This is a genomic window from Parundibacterium terreum, from assembly GCF_014636315.1.
Lineage (GTDB): Bacteria > Pseudomonadota > Gammaproteobacteria > Burkholderiales > Burkholderiaceae_D > Undibacterium > Undibacterium terreum.
Genome location: NZ_BMED01000005.1, coordinates 402,979 through 421,309 on the forward strand (window position 1 = coordinate 402,979; position 18,331 = coordinate 421,309).

Annotated in this window: 11 protein-coding genes; 7 read left to right on the plus strand and 4 right to left on the minus strand. The window is 55.7% G+C overall.

Translation table 11 applies throughout. The features are described 5' to 3' along the window. The first annotated feature begins 26 nt into the window (after window positions 1–26). From lpdA to IEW12_RS22590, 3 genes are all read left to right on the plus strand, one after another. Entirely contained in the window at window positions 27–1,454 is a 1,428-nt protein-coding gene (lpdA, locus tag IEW12_RS22580) for a dihydrolipoyl dehydrogenase (RefSeq protein WP_188568368.1), read from the plus strand. Between the two features lie 283 nt (window positions 1,455–1,737). Then, a complete protein-coding gene (zapE, locus tag IEW12_RS22585) occupies window positions 1,738–2,835 on the plus strand; it encodes a cell division protein ZapE (RefSeq protein ID WP_188568369.1) in 1,098 nt (365 codons plus the stop codon). Window positions 2,836–2,848: 13 nt separating this feature from the next. Continuing rightward, window positions 2,849–3,295, plus strand: a complete 447-nt coding sequence (locus tag IEW12_RS22590) for a hypothetical protein (protein ID WP_188568370.1) — start codon at window positions 2,849–2,851, stop codon at window positions 3,293–3,295. A gap of 52 nt (window positions 3,296–3,347) precedes the next feature. On the opposite strand, the gene IEW12_RS22595 is transcribed toward IEW12_RS22590, so the two are convergent. The 3 genes from IEW12_RS22595 to IEW12_RS22605 all read right to left on the minus strand — a co-directional run bounded on the left by IEW12_RS22595 (window position 3,348) and on the right by IEW12_RS22605 (window position 5,422). Next, complete coding sequence (locus IEW12_RS22595; RefSeq protein ID WP_188568371.1) at window positions 3,348–4,541, minus strand: pyridoxal phosphate-dependent aminotransferase; 1,194 nt, start codon at window positions 4,539–4,541, stop codon at window positions 3,348–3,350. 64 nt (window positions 4,542–4,605) lie between these two features. Then, entirely contained in the window at window positions 4,606–5,253 is a 648-nt protein-coding gene (upp, locus tag IEW12_RS22600; protein WP_371874571.1) for a uracil phosphoribosyltransferase, read from the minus strand. 22 nt (window positions 5,254–5,275) lie between these two features. Continuing rightward, complete coding sequence (locus tag IEW12_RS22605; protein ID WP_188568373.1) at window positions 5,276–5,422, minus strand: hypothetical protein; 147 nt, start codon at window positions 5,420–5,422, stop codon at window positions 5,276–5,278. Between the two features lie 304 nt (window positions 5,423–5,726). On the opposite strand from IEW12_RS22605, the gene IEW12_RS22610 reads away from it, so the two are divergent. From IEW12_RS22610 to IEW12_RS22625, 4 genes are all read left to right on the plus strand, one after another. Next, entirely contained in the window at window positions 5,727–9,722 is a 3,996-nt protein-coding gene (locus IEW12_RS22610) for a response regulator (protein WP_188568374.1), read from the plus strand. Between the two features lie 2 nt (window positions 9,723–9,724). Further along, on the plus strand, window positions 9,725–10,099 hold the full coding sequence (locus tag IEW12_RS22615; protein WP_308789154.1) for a response regulator: 375 nt from the start codon (window positions 9,725–9,727) through the stop codon (window positions 10,097–10,099). 181 nt (window positions 10,100–10,280) lie between these two features. Then, entirely contained in the window at window positions 10,281–11,351 is a 1,071-nt protein-coding gene (locus IEW12_RS22620; RefSeq protein ID WP_229751289.1) for an HD domain-containing phosphohydrolase, read from the plus strand. Window positions 11,352–11,570: 219 nt separating this feature from the next. Continuing rightward, window positions 11,571–16,805 carry a hypothetical protein gene (locus IEW12_RS22625; protein WP_188568376.1) on the plus strand — a complete coding sequence of 1,745 codons (5,235 nt, stop codon included), beginning with the start codon at window positions 11,571–11,573 and terminating at the stop codon, window positions 16,803–16,805. 161 nt (window positions 16,806–16,966) lie between these two features. Here the strand turns inward: IEW12_RS22625 and IEW12_RS22630 are convergent, their stop codons facing one another. Further along, window positions 16,967–18,313 (minus strand): ATP-binding protein, encoded by a 1,347-nt coding sequence (locus tag IEW12_RS22630; protein WP_188568377.1) that lies wholly within the window; start codon window positions 18,311–18,313, stop codon window positions 16,967–16,969. Between the last annotated feature and the right edge of the window lie 18 nt (window positions 18,314–18,331).

An 18,331-nucleotide genomic window follows, 5' to 3' on the forward strand; every position in this document is an offset into this window, starting at 1 on the left:
CTCACCAGAAAATATGGGATAAATCCATGAGCAAACAATTTGATGTCATCGTTATCGGTGGCGGCCCTGGCGGCTATATCGCAGCAATCCGTGCTGCACAATTAGGTTTTTCCACTGCATGTATCGATGCATGGACCAATGACAAGGGCGGCCCTGCACTGGGCGGTACTTGCACCAACGTAGGCTGCATTCCATCCAAGGCACTGCTGCAATCGTCCGAGCACTATGAGCATGCCGGCCACGCATTCGCGGACCACGGTATCGACGTCAAGGGCCTGGGCCTGAACCTGGAAAAAATGCTGGGTCGCAAAAATACCATCGTCAAGCAAAACAACGACGGTATCGTGTTCCTGTTCAAGAAGAACAAGGTTACCTCTTTCTTGGGCCTGGGTTCTTTCGTGAAGGCAGTTGATGGCGGCTACGAAATCAAGGTTGCCGGCAAGACTGAAGAAACCATAGTCGGCAAGCACATCATCGTTGCTACCGGCTCCAATGCGCGCGCTTTGCCAGGCACGCCATTTGATGAACAGCTGATCCTGTCCAACGACGGCGCATTGGCGATGACCGAAGTGCCTAAGAAATTGGGCGTTATCGGTGCCGGCGTGATCGGCCTGGAAATGGGTAGCGTATGGCGCCGCCTCGGTGCGGAAGTCACCGTACTGGAAGCCTTGCCTGCATTCCTGGGTGCAGTGGATGAACAGATCGCCAAAGAAGCCGGCAAGCTGTTTGCCAAGCAAGGCCTGTCCATCAACCTGGGCGTCAAGATCGGCGATATTTCGGCAAGCAAGAAAGATGTTACCGTCAGCTACACCGACGACAAGGGCAATGCGCAGACAGGCGTGTTCGACAAGCTGATCGTGTCCATCGGCCGTACGCCGAACACCAACGGCCTGAATGTTGAAGGCGTAGGCCTGAAACTGGACGAGCGCGGCTTTGTTGCAGTCGATGGCGATTGCAAAACCAATTTGCCGAATGTCTGGGCGATCGGTGACGTCGTGCGCGGCCCTATGCTGGCGCACAAGGCGGAAGAAGAGGGCGTTGCCGTTGCAGAGCGTATCGCCGGCCAGCATGGTCACGTGAACTTCAACACGATTCCATGGGTTATCTACACCTCGCCGGAAATCGCATGGGTAGGCCGAACCGAACAGCAATTGAAAGCTGACGGCGTTGCTTACAAGGCGGGCACCTTCCCGTTCATGGCTAACGGCCGTGCACGCGCACTGGGTGATACCTCTGGTATGGTGAAGTTCCTGGCAGATGCAAAGACCGACGAAATCCTCGGCGTGCACATCGTTGGACCGATGGCATCGGAACTGATTTCCGAGGCCGTGGTAGCAATGGAATTCCGCGCATCGGCGGAAGACATCGCACGTATCTGCCATGCACATCCATCCCTGTCGGAAGCAACCAAGGAAGCCGCATTGGCGGTGGACAAACGTTCTTTAAACTTCTGATGTAGCAATAGTGTCCTCTTCCGTAAATTCGCAACATAAAAGATGGCGGGAATCGAACCGAGCACTGCGTCAAAAATACTCGCAAGGATGTATCCTTGCCGTGCTTTCTTCCTTGTTTCGATCCGATTTCGCCACTTTTATTTGTTACGAACATACGGAATAGGACACTAGACGGCCGCTGATGATTCCCTCATCGGCGGCCTTTCCGTTTCTGCGGAAAATGTACCGTACATTTGCACAACTTAGCCCGCTTGATTTATGGTAGGCGCTGACCCTATCCATCATGAATGTTCTCGAGTTTTATCAGGAAGCTTTAACCCAGCGCGGTTTTCAGGCCGATGCAGCGCAGCAGCGCGCAGTAGATCGTTTGCAGCAGGCATACGATGAGTGGGTAGAGTACAAATCCAAAAGATCGAACAGGCTGACCCGCCTGATTACCCGTCCTGAAGTACCGCGCGGCGTGTACATGTGGGGTGGTGTCGGGCGTGGAAAATCCTTCCTGATGGATAGCTTTTATTCCGTGGTGCCGGTGGTGCGCAAGACCAGGCTGCACTTCCATGAGTTCATGCGCGGCGTGCATCGCCAGCTGGATGAGTTGAAAGGTGTTGCCGATCCGCTGGATGAGGTTGCCCGCCGTGTCGCCAAGAAATACCGCCTGATCTGCTTTGACGAGTTTCACGTATCGGATGTGGCCGACGCGATGCTGCTGTACAACCTGCTGAAGGCCTTGTTCGACAATGGCGTGTCTTTCATGATGACGTCCAACTATCAGCCGGACACCTTGTATCCGGATGGCCTGCACCGTGACCGCATGCTGCCCACCATAGGCTTGCTGAAAGAGCGCATGGACGTCATGAACGTCGATTCCGGCAATGACTATCGCAAGCGCGCGATGGAGCAGGTGCAAGCCTACCTGACGCCGCTGAATGCCGAGACGGACAAGGCATTGCGTTCTGCCTTCAGCCGCATCGCTGAAACCGCTGATGAAGACCCGCGGGTGAATATCGAAGGCCGCGATTTACGCGCGCTGCGTAAGGCCGGTAGCGCGATCTGGTTTGATTTCTCTACCTTGTGCGGCGGTCCCCGCTCGCAAAATGATTACCTGGAAATCGCCAGCCGTTTTCACACTGTGATTTTGTCGTCGGTGCCGCGCATGTCCGCTGCCATGTCGTCGGAAGCGCGCCGCTTTACCTGGCTGATCGACGTTTTTTACGATAATAAGGTTAAGCTGATCATATCGGCTGAAGTTGCACCGGAAGAGTTGTATACTCAGGGTATGCTGTCCAACGAGTTTCACCGCACTGTGTCGCGCATCATAGAAATGCAGTCGCAGGAGTATATGGATGCGGATCAAAGAAATATCGCTGAATCGATAGCCTGATACCTGAGAAACCATGAAAATTTCACCGACTATGCGAGGCTGGAAAACACTGGCACACACGCCACTTTACCTGTTGGCGGCAATACTGCTGAGCGCTTGCGCGACGACCAGCGCCGATGTGCCATCCATCGACCCTATGGGGAAGCAGCTGGCAGCGGCGATCAAGGATCTGGATACCTATTACGTTCCCGGGACGATACAAACCAGGGACGTTTCCCAGGCAGCATTGAAACAGGTATCCGTCAATGAAGCAGCGCTGCAGGACTGGTATGTGCATTCTGAGCAGGCTTGTTATGACAAGTTCTTCGTCAATTCCTGCCTGACCGACATCAAGCTGTACCGGCGTGAGTACAGGATGAAGCTGCAAAGGATAGAGATAGAGGCCAAGGCCTTGCAGCGCAAGCTGCATATCGACGAGCTGGATGAAGACTTAAAGCGGCGCCAGGCACAGAAGCCATAATGAAAAAAGCAGGGTATCCCTGCTTTTTTTACGTGCAAATGTATGGCGCCTTTCAGATTTTCTGCAGGCAGGCAATCGCTTTTTGCAAAGTTGCATCCTGCTTGGCGAAGCAAAAACGCACGATGCCGGACTCTTTCTGCTGCTTGTAAAACGCCGATACCGGAATGGCCGCGACACCCACTTCAGCCGTCAGCCACTGGGCAAACTCCAGCTCGGGCAAATCCGAAATCGCCGTATAGTCGACACACTGGAAATAGGTCCCCGCAGACGGAAGCATGCGGAAGCGTGAATTTTTCAGGCCATCGCGAAACAGGTCGCGCTTGCGCTGGTAGAAAGCCGGTAAATTCAGGTACGGCGCCGGATCGTTCATGTATTCGGCGATGCCCACCTGCATAGGCGTATTGACGGTAAATACGTTGAATTGGTGCACCTTGCGGAACTCGGCCATCAATGCTGCAGGAGCTGCGACATAACCGACTTTCCAGCCGGTCACGTGGTAGGTTTTTCCAAAGCTGGAAATGATGAAACTGCGTTCTCCCAGTTCCGGGTGGCGGCACAGCGATTCGTGCCGTACGCCGTCGTAGACCATATGCTCATAGACTTCGTCCGAGGCAATCAGGACCTGGGTACCGCGCACGATGTCGGCCAGCGCCTTGACGTCTGCCGCGCTGAGTACGAAACCGGTAGGGTTGTGCGGAGAGTTCAGCATGATCAGGCGGGTTTTGCTGCGGATGCTGGCCGCGACTTTATCCCAGGGAATGGTATAACCGTGCTGATTCAGCTCCATGGAGACAAACACCGGCACGCCGCCTGCCAGTTGAATCGATGGGACATAGCTGTCATACGCCGGCTCGATGACGATGACTTCATCTCCTGCATGTACGCAAGACAGTAGTATGGTCATGATGCCCTGGGTCGCACCTGCCGTGATCGTGATTTCGCTGGCGGCGTCATAGCTGTGGCCGTAGATCGATGCAATCTTGGCGGCGATCCTTTCTCTCAGCATGGGTACGCCGGGCATGGGAGGATACTGATTGTGTGCCGCCGCCATCGCAGCGGAGACCGCGCCGGTCAGGGCAGGATCGCACTCAAAATCAGGAAACCCTTGCCCCAGGTTGACCGCTTTTTTTTCAGCGGCCAGTGCCGACATGATGGAAAAAATGGTGGTGCCCACTTCCGGCAGCTTGGAATGCAATGCCAGCGTACTTGCCGGCGTTGACTGTATGCTCGTCGATAAAGAATTCATGCTTGAATCTGTGAAGAGGTTCTCTGCTGGCAGCGCAGAGAACCATGCCGAAAGGGAGGGGGTATTACTTGGTGCCGAACAGGCGGTCGCCAGCGTCGCCCAGGCCGGGGATGATGTAACCATGCTCGTTCAGGCATTGGTCTATCGATGCAGTCACGATAGGCACATCCGGATGGGCCGCTTGCATGACCTTGATGCCTTCAGGCGCTGCCAGCAAGCACACAAATTTCATCGACGTAGCACCGCGCTCTTTCAGCTTGGTGACTGCCGCAGCGGCAGAATTGCCGGTTGCCAGCATAGGGTCCACCACGATAACCAGGCGCTCTGCGATGTCGTCAGGCACTTTGAAATAGTACTCTACCGGCTCCAGCGTTTCAGGGTCGCGGTACAAGCCGATATGGCCTACGCGGGCTGCCGGCAGCAGGTCCAGCATGCCGTCCAGGATGCCGTTGCCTGCGCGCAGCACGGAAATGACACACAATTTCTTACCGCTGATTGTTGGCGCTTCTATGGTTGCCATCGGCGTTTCTATCGTGACGAACTCCAGTGGCAGGTCGCGGGTGACTTCATAAGCCAGCATCTGGCTGATCTCGCGCAACAGGCGGCGGAAATTGTCCGTCGTTGTTTCTTTGCTGCGCATGAGGCTAAGTTTATGTTGCATCAGGGGATGCCTGATTTCCGTCACGTAATCTGACAAGGTGATTCTCCGTATATGGGTAAGGGATACTTTGCTGCTATGCCTGTGCCTGGGCGGCTGGTGACCACATGGACATGGTCGCAGCAATCAGGACTTGCTGCTTTGCCGCCGGCAAATCCTGGCTAGGCCTCAATTTTACGCTGGCATTGCCGTGAACGGAAATGCTTTTAATGGTATTGGTCATGCCCCTACTAATCACTAATATATCTGCATTTGAAAAACAGCGTATGCCTGCCTGGCGCAGACCAAATCTAGTGGGGCACTGGCGGCAATGAACCGAAGGACTGGAACCAGGAATACACGAGACAAGTTAAATATGGCGCAGTCGATGGCCCGGTAGGGCGGGCCACTTGCACATGCCTTGCGACATTGTTAAATTTTCTTGCTAAATATTCAAAAACATTGACAGTTTTGCACTTTGCCGTCTAATCTGGACTCGTAGGCCGAGATTTCCTTCAATGCATCCCGGACGTGATACAGGGGGGTAGATGAGCTCTGGCAGTGAGCAATTCGGATCCAATTTTGCAGGCATACGCGCTCGCATGCTGCTGCTCATCATCGTCATCCTGGTTCCGGTGCTGGCACTCTACGTCCAATATGCGACTGTGACGCGCGAAATAGGCGAACAGCGTGAAATCAATGAGTTGCAAACCATGTCGCGCGAAGTGGCTGCGGCTACTGCGCGTATCAGCGATGCCACGTCGGCGCTGATACAGACTGTCGCGAATTTGCCCGAAGTGCGGCAAATGGATGCGGACGCCTGTCCGAAAACAATGAAGGCGCTGCTGGAGCGATTGCCGCGCTATTCGAATATCACAATATCAAACCTGAATGGCGACATCGTCTGCGGTGGATTGATTAGTACCGGAAAGAAAATCAATGTCGCCGACCGCATCTACTTCAAGGATGCCCTGGATAGCCACAGTGCGGTCGTTGGCGTTCCCACCATAGGCACCATCAGCGGCGAAGCCATATTGCCGGTTTCTTTTGCGGCGCGTGACGCCGACGGGCATGTGCGCTTCGTCATCGCGGCCTTCATGCGCCTGGGCTGGATAGCCAACGATGAAGGGCGTACCAAGAACAGGCCGGGTATAGGATTGATTTTTCTGGATGCGGAAGGCCGGATACTGGCAAGTTTTCCTAGCGAGATCGGCCGTGTAGGCAAGCTCCACCCTGTGGTGAGTCCCTTATTGCGCAGTTGGGAGGCGGCCTTCGTGACCAGGGGCATGGGCTTTGACGAGAAGCCTCGCCGCTATGCGGTAGATCCGGTCAAGCTGGGCGACTACCGGTTCTGGATCGTGGCGACCCTTTCCGAGCAGGAGCTGTTTGGCGCACTGGAGCAGGCATTTGTAAGGAATATGATTGCGCTGGCCTTCTTTACGGTGTTTGCACTAATACTGGCCTGGATTTTGGCTGAGCGCCTGGTGCGGCGGCCCATGATGCGTCTTATCCATGTCTCGCAAGCCCTGCGCGCGGGTGACTTTTCGGCGCGGGTCGGAGGGCCGCGCATCAGCGGAGAAATAGGTATATTGATGGACCAGTATGACTTGACTGCGGCCGACCTGGAAAAGCGCGAACAGGAGCGCAGCAGGCGCGAAGCGGAAATCAAGGCGCTGAACCGGGTGTTGCGCATGATAGGCAACTGTAACCAGGTACTGGTGCACGCCATGGATAAGCAGCAATTACTGCAGAGTTTTTGCAGGCATATTGCACAGGATGGTGGATATCCGCTGGTATGGGTCGGACTGCTGAAAGCCGACGTCCGGCAGGGCGTGGAAATTCTGACGCATTTTGGCGAGGAGCAGGGTTACCTGAATATCGTACAGCTAAGCTGGGGCGATGGCACCCAGGGGCAGGAGCCGGCAAGCCGCTCGGTGCGGGAAGGGCGGCCACTGATTGAGCGGTATTTCGACGACGATGGCAATCCCGGATTTTGGCATGTGGAGTCTGTCAAGAGGGGCTTCCTGTCGTCGCTGTCCCTGCCTTTGCTCAGCAATGGCGAAGTGATCGGTGTGCTGTCAGTCCATGGTGCAGAAGCGAGGGCTTTTCCGGATACTGAAAAAAGCCTGTTTGAGGAGCTGGCGGCGGATCTCGCTTACGGTATCGCCGCCTTGAATGGCCGGGTAGCGCGTGAGAAGGCGGAGACGGAGTTGCGCCAGCACCAGCAATTGCTGGAACACAGGGTGGCTGAGCGTACTGCGCAGATATCTCTCACCAATGATGAATTGCAAAGAGAGATTGTCGATCACCAGATCGCTGAAGAGGCCTTGCGCAAGGCGGCTGCGTACGACCAGACGCAGCGCAAGACGCTGGCACTATTCAATAATGTGCGCGAGCGCGCCGAGCTGTTGCAGGGCATGTTTGAACTGCTGGCTACCGAGCAGGCGTTTCCGGTTGCCGCCTACTATGACTATGATGAATGGCGAGGGATATTTACGGCACAGTCGAGCTGGGGCATGCCGGCAGGTGCACCGCGTGAAATCCGGGTCGGTGAGGGGCTGGTAGGGCAGGTTGCACAATCAGGCAAGGCGATGCTGCTGCAGGACGCGGCTGAGACTGGCAAACTGGAAATAGATACCGGTATTTTTGCCTTTAAGCCGCAGGCAGTATTGATGGTGCCCGTGATTTACCAGGAGCAGCGTTTTGGCGTACTGGTACTGGCATCGGCTCGCGAGTTGAGCCCGCGCGACCGTGATTTTGTCGATCAGTTGGCAGGCCAACTGGGTGTGGCCCTGCACAATCTGACACAGCATGAAAACCTGCAACTGCTGGCTACGCAGTTGCGCGTGCGCGGCGAGGAAATTACGCGGCAAAACCTGCAATTGGAAGATGCGAGCAGGATGAAGAGCGAGTTTCTGGCAAATATGTCTCACGAGCTGAGGACTCCGCTGAATGCGATTATCGGTTTTTCAGAGATATTGAAAGAAAATCTGGTTGGCCAGCTGACTCCGCAGCAGCAGGGACTTACCAGGGATATTTATACCAGCGGCGAGCATTTGCTGTCGCTGATTAACGATATCCTGGACCTGTCCAAGGTCGAGGCCGGATATATGACGCTGGATATGGCGCCTTTACCTATCCAACTGTTGTATAACAACAGCCTTTCCATCGTCAAGGAAAGGGCGATGACGCATCGCGTCAAACTGCAGAGCAATATCGATCCAGACCTGCCCGACATTGTCGCCGACCCAAGGAAGGTGAAACAGATTGTCTATAACCTGTTATCCAATGCGATCAAATTTACTCCTGAAGGAGGGACGGTCAGTTTCGATTTAAAACGGGCCGCAGCTCCCACCGCACCTCCCAATGGCAGCTATTTTGACGTCAGCACGACGGATACCGATTTTCTTGAGATTGTTGTGGCTGATACCGGCATAGGCATCCAGGCGGAAGACCTGCCACGCTTGTTCGAGCCATTTGTACAACTGGATTCTGCTTTGTCCAAGCACTATGAAGGCACAGGGCTTGGCCTGGCTATGGTCAAGCGCCTGGTGCAATTGCACGGAGGCGCGCTGGCGGTGGAATCGGTGCCGGGCGAAGGTTCCCGTTTCAGCGTGTGGCTGCCGTACAAGCTGGCCGGGGACATGCCTGCGCAGGCCGTGTTGCCGGTTGGACCGGTCTCCGGCGATGAAAGGATAGAGAGACTCGTCCCTCCGCGCCGCCATCAGCAGAATCACGCGCAGCAACGGTTCTCGGTGCTGATTGTAGAGGACGACGATCAGGCTGCGCATACGATGCGCCTGCAATTGGAGGCTGCGGGTTTGCAGGTCAGCCGGGCTGTAAGCGGTGAACACGCGCTGGAAGTAGCAGCTGCCGACCCTCCCGATGTGATTACGCTGGATATTTTGCTGCCCGGGATAGACGGCTGGGATGTGCTGACCCGCCTGAAGCAGGATGTCCGCCTGGCGCATATCCCGGTACTGATCGTGTCGATAGTGGCCGATGCGGGCAAGGGTATCAGCCTAGGCGCTACCCAGGTATTACAAAAACCGGTATCAAGGCAGGATCTGGCAGACGCTTTTGCCAGCATAGGCATGCAGACAGGCAAAGCCAAACCTGTGCGTGTACTGGTGATCGATGATGATCCCAAGGCGGTGCGTATCATCAGCACCCATCTTGAGCAGGACGGTTTCAGCGTCGAACGTGCGTATAGCGGTTACGAAGGGATTGCTGCGGCCAGGATAGGGCATCCGGATGTGCTGATACTTGATCTGATCATGCCGGAGCTGAGCGGCTTCGATGTGGTGGAAGCTCTGAAAACAGATGCAGCAACTGTTAATATACCGATTATAGTCATGACATCGAAGATGCTGACGTCGGCGGACCGTGCGGCATTGAACGGACATATTGCTACAATCATTGAAAAATCTGCCTTCAAGCCCGAAACACTTATGAGTGAAATACATCGATTACTGCAAATGACTATGCGTAAAGAACATCAAAGGCAACTGGTGGTTGCCACTGCATCCTCAGAGAGGGAATGACGATGAAAGTTCTTGTTGTTGAAGATAATGAGGCCAATATGAAATTGGCCGTCATCGTGCTGGAAAGTGGCGGTTATCAGGTAGTGCAGGCGGTGGACGGTGCCCAGGGAATAGAGCAGGCAAGACAGGAGTTGCCCGACCTGATCCTGATGGACATCCAGCTACCCGGCACGGATGGCTTGACGGCTACCCGCATCCTCAAGGCGGACGCTGCGACCCGCCACATCCCTATTATCGCGCTGACGGCCTATGCGATGAAAGGTGACGATGAGAGGATGTTTGCAGCCGGCTGTGATGGCTACATAACCAAGCCTATCCACTATCCCGAATTGCTGGCGCAAGTAGCGAGGCATCTGGAACGAGACGTGGAGAGGTAGGCTGCATCGTTTATTTTGTCTGGATTACGCCTGAATTTCGTCTGATTTTTGCCTAACTTGGCTGGGCCCTGCGGACAAGGCTGAGGTAATCCCGTAATCGGCAGCACAATCCAATCAAGCCGTAGCATCATGAAGCCGGCATAGCTTAACAGGCACTGGCAAGGAAGCACGAATGGAGGTAATGATGGCGGACACAGACTCTCGCATACTCATCGTTGACGACGATGTCCATAATGTGAAATACCTGGAGGCAGTGCTGGGTACCGGCGGCTATAGCACCAGGATTGCGACCCACGGCGAAGAAGCGCTGGAAATAACCGCGATTTTCAAGCCCGATCTGATCCTGCTGGACCTGATCATGCCGGGTATAGACGGATTTGAAGTGGCGCGCAGGCTGAAGCTGGATCCAGCAACCAAGAACATCCCCATCATCATGATCACGTCGCTGGATGACCGCGACTCCAAGATCCGTGCGCTGGAAGTGGGGGCGGAAGAATTTCTCACCAAGCCGGTGGACAGGGCGGAACTGTGGGTCAGGGTGAGAAATTTGCTGCGGCTGCGTGAATATACCAATTTCCTGGCCAACCATACCCAGATACTGGAAGGACAGATCAAACAGCGCACTGCGCAACTGACCTCCAGCTATCGTGAAACCATACAAACGATGAACCGGGCTGCCGCCTACAGGGATGAGGAGACCGGTGCCCATGTGAAGCGCATCAGCTACTACTGCGTGGAACTGGCGGAAACCATGGGCATGAGCGCCGACTTTTGCGAGCGGATATTTTATGCAAGCCCCATGCACGATGTTGGCAAAATCGGAATTCCAGACTCGATATTGCAAAAACCGGGTGGTTTTCGGGAAGATGAGTGGGAAATCATGAAATCGCATTCCGCCCTGGGAGCCAAAATGCTGGATGGCGGGGAGTCTCCCTACCTGACGATGGGCCGTGAAATCGCGATGTGGCACCATGAACGCTGGGACGGCACCGGCTATCCGCACGGCTTAGCCGGCGAAGAAATACCATTGGCCGCCCGTATCATGCAGATTGCCGACGTCTATGACGCATTGCGTTCCCAGCGGCCTTACAAGCCGGCCTTTACGCAAACCAGAGCGCTGGACATTATCCTGAACGGCGACGGACGGGTAATGCCGGGGCATTTTGATCCGCAGGTGCTGGATGCCTTCCGTATCAGTTCGCGCCGGCTGCTGGAAATATACGACACCGAGTTTGCATCGGCAGGCCATTAGGCCCGGTACGGCGCTTGCCTTCCGCGGCTTTTCAGCCGCCCATACACCTGAATAAACGGGAAATAGGCAGTGTTTCCCGTTCTGATTCATCAATTGCTTGCCTTTCTGTTCAGTGATAATCCATGTTAGTAAAGCTCCGATTCGGGGAGCGACTCTCAATGGAGGCATAGAATGGACGCAAAGGCATTGTCAAATAGATTGTCTATGGGAAATTTTTCCATGGATACGCATGCCGATTTAAGAGAAGAGTTCCATGCGTCGGAAGCTCCTTTTGAGTCTAATTCCCGGATAGACGTCAAAGGCATACGCGAGGCAATCGCCCGTGTCGAGGCAGAGGCCCGCGCTACCGTTGCCGCAGAAAATCGCGTGCTGGCAGAGGCCCGCGCCCGTGCTCTGGCTGAAGATCGCGCCCAGGTAGATGCCGAAGCCGCCGCTTTAGCCCGGCAAAAAGCCGAACTGGATAAGGATGTCCTCTCCAGTAATCGTGCGCGTCTGGAGGCTGAACGCCTGTCGCGCCAGGCGAGTGAAGCCAGGATCGCTGCAGCGAATGAAGAAACGCTGGAGCTGCAAGAACGCATCAAGATGGACGAGTTGGCGCGCCAGCAGACCGAAGAGCGCACCAAATCTGAAAAAGAAGCGAATAAACGGGCCGCAGAGCAACTGGAAGCCGAGGCTGAGCTTGGTGCCAAAGCCAAGCTCGTTGCCGAAAACCTGGCCAGGGAAACCCTGAATGCCCGTAACTGGGCCAGCGAGCGTTTTGCTGCATCCGATGCAGCCCGCCAGGAAGCGGAGGAGCGCGCGCGTGCCGATTTGCGCATTGCCGAATTGGCCAGGGAGCGTGAAAAACGCGACCGCGAAGCGCGTGAAACTGCTGAAATGCTGCTGAAAGTCCGCACCGAAACCCTGCAACTGACCAAAGAGCGCGACGACGCCGATGCAATGGCGCTGGAGTTTGCAATCAACCGCGCACCGATAGAAGTCCGTGCACGCGAAGATGCATTGGCCAGGGTAGCGATGGAGCAGGAACACGAGGCAATGGCAAGAGCGCGTGTAGAGTCTGAGCGCCGTGCTACAGAAGCGATACAGATGCGCCTGCAGGCAGAGACGGAATTGCGCAATGCGGCTGCCAAGCGGGAGCAGGCCGAATTGATCGCTGCGGCAACGGCGCAAGCCCGGCGCGATGCGGAAGAAAGCATACGCCAGGTGACAGAATCCCGCATCACGGCCGAGCGCGAATTGCAGTCTACTGCAATGCACAGGATAGAAGCGGAACAACTTGCCGATGAAGAAGCACGGATACGGTTGGAAGCGGAAACTGCTGCCACTGCAGAGGCGCGTCGCCGCGCTATGCTGGAGCAGCATGCCGGGCAGGCTGCACAGCAGCGGGCACAGGAAGAGCAGCGGGCAGCCATGCTCGCCAAGGAACGTGCCGATAGGGAATCCGAATCCCTGAGCCTGGCGCGTGAACAGGCAGAGTCTGAACAGCAGGCTCTGGCAGCATCTACACTGCATGTCGAATTGTTGAAGAAAACCAGTGTGGCTGCGGCACAAGCGGCCGAGGCTGCGCTGGAACTGGCACACGCCGAGCAGTCGCGCGTAGAAGCCGAGCAAAAGGTTGCGCGGACTATCCAGGAAAAACTACAGGCAGAACAGAAAAAGGTCGAGCAGGCGGAAGAGGCTGCAAGACTGGAGCAAGTCCGTATCAACTTGCTGAAGGAGCAGCAGGAAGTTGAAGCCCAGGTCAAGCTGGCGCGTGAAAAGGAATGCGCGGCTGAGCAAGCCATTCTGGAAAAGAACCAGGAGCAGGCCGAGCTGCAACAGCAAATCGCTGCACTGGCGGTCAAAAAAGAAGAAGACGCTGCAGAATTGTTGCGTCTTGAGCAGCAACGCGCGAACGATGAGCAAAAAGCGGCAGAACTGATGCGTGACAAGCTGGAAGTCGAGCGCAAACGTGCTGGCGCAGTACAGCAAGTCATCCTTGCCACGCAGGAAAAATTGAGCCTGGAGCAAGCTGCGCAGACAGAGGCTGAAGCTCGTTTGCAGGCAGAAGAAGAAGCGCAAGCAGTTGCACAAGCCAGGGCTTTGCACGAAAAAGAAGCCAGGATGGCATTGGAGGCGACAGCTACCGCCGAGAAACATGCCCTAGAACAAGCAGAGCAGCTTGCCGAAATGCAAAAGAAAGCCGCCAAACTTGCTTTGGTCAAAGCGCGCCAGGCGGTAGAGCTGGGCAAGGCAGAGCAAGTCCGCTTGCAGGCCGAGCATGAGGCCGTCGTTGCCGCTCAGCAAAAATTGGAAGCAGAACGCGCTGCTGCTGAAGAGGTTATCGCACGCGCCGTGATAGACCGCGAGCACGCGGCAGTGTTCCATCAGCGCCAGCAGCAGGAAGCAGCCGCCAAGGAAGCCCGTCAGGCAATGTTGCAGGCAGAACAGTTGCGCCTGGAAAAAATGACTGAGCATGCAGAGTTGCAACGCGAGTCCTCTACCATTGCCCAGACCAAAGTCGCAGAGGCATTGGAATTGGGCAAGACTTTGCGCCTGCGTGCCGAATCCGAAAAACGCGCCTTGGCTGTCGTTGAGCAAAAGCTGGCCGCTGAAAAGCAATTGATTATTGAGTTGGAGCAAAAAGCCGCCCAGGAACAGCAGCAACTGGATGTATGCAATGCGAAGTTGCGCGCAGAACAGGAAACACTCGCTGCGACTGCGATCAAGCTGGAAGCCGGGAAAAAATTACTGGCGCAAAACCAGGCTCAGGCCAAGTCGGAGCAGGAACTGGCATTGGCACTGAGTGCAAAAGCAAGCGTTGCGGAGCAATTAGCCAACGCTGAGAAGGAAAAAGCGCTGGCGCAGCAGCGCAATGTCGCTATTTTGCAGGAGCAGTTGCAAGCTGAGCAAGAGCGTGCCCGGATTGAGCAATTGCAAATGCAGGCAGCTCAGGAAAGGCTGAACGCCGAACAGGCAGCGCTGGCAGATGCAGCGGCGCGTGCGCAGGCGGAACAATTACAAGCCGAACTGGCAGCGGCGCGGGCCGTGGCTGAACAGCAGGCGAAAGGCGCAGCGCAAGCCAAGCTTGCACAAGAACAGGAATTGCACGGCAGGGTAAAAGCATTTGCAGAAGTACAGCATCAGGCCAGGGAGTTGCTGGTTGCGAAGATGCACAAGGTGGCAGAGCTGGAGGAGGCTGCCGCGCAGCGCCTTGCAGCAGATGCGCAATTGGTCAAGCTCACCCAGCAAAAACTGGATACAGAGCGGCGTGCACGCGATGAGGCAAATGCAAAACTGCAGGCAGAACAGCAGTTGAAAGACTATGCCGATGCGCGGGAAAATGTGGAGAGGCAATCGCGTATTTCCACTGAGGCGCTGTTGCATGGCGAACAATCGTTGTATCAGGAAATGGCGGCTCACGCAGAAGCGCAGAATCTGGTTGCCCAACTGACCCAGCAGCGTTTGCTGGATGAAAAGACGGCGCACACATTGCAGCAGCAGCGCCTGCAAGCGGAGCAGGGCGCTGCCCAGATGATGGCGCAAAGGCAAGTGGCAGAAGCGCTGGCTTGCCAGGAAGCGCAGGCCCGGGCGGCTGCAGAACAGCAGCAGCTGAACTTGGTGCAGGAAAAATTGCGGGCGGACGCTGCAGTAAAAAGCGCCGTCGAAGAGTTGAATCAGGCGGAGCAGCGTTGGATCGCCTCTTCTGCCGAAGAGGCGGACAACAAGCGCGATGCTGCGCAGGCGCTGAATGAAAAGAATCGCTTGCTGGTTGAATCTGCAATCGCCGAGAAGGCGCGTTGCGAGGCTGATCAGCAGTTGATACTGGAATTGCAAGCCAAACTGGAAGCTGAGAACAGGGAGCGCGAAGCTGTCGCGCAGCGTGCAGAGTTTGAACATGGCGTTGCTGACGTCTCTCGCCAAAGGGCTGAGCTGGAAGAGCAGGCTGCGGCGGATCTGGCAGCGAAACTTGCGGCTGAGCAGGCTTTGTTTGCGAAATCGGCAGAACATGCGGAAGCGCAGCGGGTTGCAAATGAGGCTGTGCAAGAAAAGCTGAAGGTCGCTGCCGAAGTGGCTCGCCTGGAAAATGAAAGGGCAGCAGCGGAATTGAACGCTGCTGATCTGGTGCAGCGTAAATTGGCGATGGAAAAACTGGCTTTCACTGAAGCCGGCAAGCGCCAAAAAGCGGAACAGGAATTGCTGGCGATAGCCGAAGCGAAAGCCAGGGCCGAGCATGAAGCGAACCAGAATATCCAGGCCAGGCTTGCCAGTGAACGGGAAGCTGCCGAATTGCTTGCGCAGCAAGCACAGATCGCACAGCAGGCAGCCGAGCTGGCCGAAATCCACGCAAAGGATATGCGTGAATTGCAGCAAGCCCAATTGCAGCATGCCGATCTGGAACAGGAAAAGCTGCTTGCAACACAAGAACAGTTGCGCTTGGAGCAGGAAAAGATCGCGTTGAATGAAGCTGCACTGGCTGCGATAGAAGAAAAAATCGCCGCCGAAAAAATGATTTTTGCAGAATCCGAACAGCGCGTGCGCATGGAACAGGAACTGTGCAGGCAAAGCGAATTGCGTGCTGAGCAGGAACTGGCTGCGCGCGAAGCGTCACAAGAGCGTCTGGAACTGGAACAAGAGTTGAATGCTGCTGAAGTTAAATTCGCAGAAGAGCAAAAACAGGCATCCAAACAAATCGCCGCTCAACTGGAGCATCAGGCACTGCAACAGCAGCAATTGATACAACTGGAAGAAGACCGTCTGGTGGCGCAGCGTCAACTGGCTGAAACCATGCAGCAACAGCAAGTGGCCGAGAGCAAGCTGTGCGAAGAAGTTCTGCAGAAGCTCGCCCTTGAGCAGGAAAACAATGCATTGCTGCAGCAGCGCCTGGAACTGGAAGCACATGCAGTAGCGACTTTGCAGGCCAGCGTTGCAGCGGAACAGGCAGCGATGGAAGTGCAGCAGGCGGCATTGATTGCAGCGCAGCAGGCAGCAGCCGAAGCCAGTGAAATGGAGCGCCAGCAACAACAGGTCCAGGCGCAACTGGAGCAAGAGACTGAGGCCGCACGCCTGCAATTGCAGCGTGAAACCGAGCAGGCAGAATCAATTGCGAAAGAATTGCTGACCCGTTTCACGCAGAAAACTGAGCAAAACCTGGTTTGGCGTCATCGCGCTGAGGCAGTTTTGTCGGAAGCCCCGGTTGCCGTGGCCTTGCCTGCAAAACGCGCCGGCAAGCTGCGCACCTCGGTATTCAGCGGTATTGCCGTTGCGGCTGGCGTGGCCGGCGTTGTTGGATGGACTACCCTGGATTTATCCCACGCTGCCGGCTTGGGCGCCAAAGGGGCAGTGCGTACGGCTGCTGTAGCCGGAGCGATCTCTCCTGCCAAGGCGGTAGATAGCAAGCTGAAGATGTCCTACCAATTGGCCGCTGCAACGCCTGCGGCTGATGGCAATGAATTGAAGTTGGCACAGAAATAGGCACAATGCGCTGACTTTAAGGAAGGCTAAACGACTAACGGCTGCCCAGAAATGGGCAGCCGTTTTTTTAATCAGTCTGCAAAAAGGTGGCCGTGGATATCGGTGGCCAGGTTTCCAGTCCTGGTGCGCAGCCTTAGTTCGCAGCCTTAGTTGCAAGCTTATTACGGAAAGGCGATCAGCACCATGAAGCCGCCATTCGGATGGTTGGATATCCTGAGCTTGCCATGGTGGCGCTTGACGATGCGCTCCACGATAGCCAGCCCCAGGCCGGAGCCGTTAGCCTGGCCACGCGCTGCGTCCAGCCTGGTAAATGGTCTCAGCAGGCGTGGCAGGTCGGCCTCGGGCACGCCTTGGCCGTGGTCGCGGAAACTGAGCATGATGCCCTGTTTCTTTTCCTTGTTCTTGTAGCTGGTGCGGATATCAATGTGGGTGAAAGCGGTGTCGGCGGTTTTGCCGTAGCGCCGTGCATTTTCGATAATATTGGTAAACAAGCGGTGCAGTTCAACCGTGTTTCCCTGAATTTCCATGTTCGGATGAATCGCTGCACGGACTATGATGTCGCTTTGCCGGGAGTATTCTTCAATGATCTGCTCCAGCATATCGCTGAGGCTGACAAATTCAAAGTTCAGCTCTTCAGACGGTTTTGCGTAGACCAGGAACTGTCCTATGATGGCGTCCATCTGGCTCAGGTCGGACTGCATGCCCAGCCGGGCGTCATCGGTCAGGCTGGCCATTTCAACTTCAAGCTGCATGCGCGCCAGCGGCGTGCGCAAGTCGTGCGAGATACCTGCCAAAATCACCGCGCGGTCTGATTCTATACGCACAAGATCTTCCACCATCTGGTTGAAGCTGATATTGGTTTCCTTGATTTCGTTCGGACCTGCTTCAGGTAGCGGCTTGGGCTGTTTGCCTTTGGCCAGCATGCGGGCGGCAGCGCTAAGGCGGGCCAGCGGCTCATTAATCAGCTTGGAAATGAAGGCCGCGCCGAGCAAGGTCAGGAACAGGGTAATCGCCGCCCAGCCCAGCAATTGCAGGCCGGTCGCAGGTTCCAGCCGGCCTTCATCCAGTTTTAGCCAGTATTGGTCGCCGTCGATTTCGAAACTGATCCAGAAGCCCGGAACATTGTTCATCTTCTTGGCAAAGCGGGTATCTTCACCCAGGCGCTCCCGCACCAGGCTTTGCAGTTCCCGGTAGATGGGAGTTTCTTCCGGCGGGTCTATCTTGTCCGTATCCTCCAGCAAATAGATACGTATGCCCTCATTGCTGGCCAGATCAATCAGCAATTCCGTGCGTTTGTCGGGAGCGGAGTGGGTGAGAGCGGCGCGGGTAATCGTGACGACAGAAACGATCTGGGCCGCGATCTGCTGCGCTCGCGGGGTGCGTTCCACCATGCGAAAGCTCGCAAACCAGGCCGCCATACTGCTCATGACCAGAAAGGTCAGCAAAAAGAATGTGCGCCAGAACAGCCCGCTCAGGAGCCAGTCAAAACTGTTTAAATAGGCGCGCATTCACATTTGGGCGGCAAG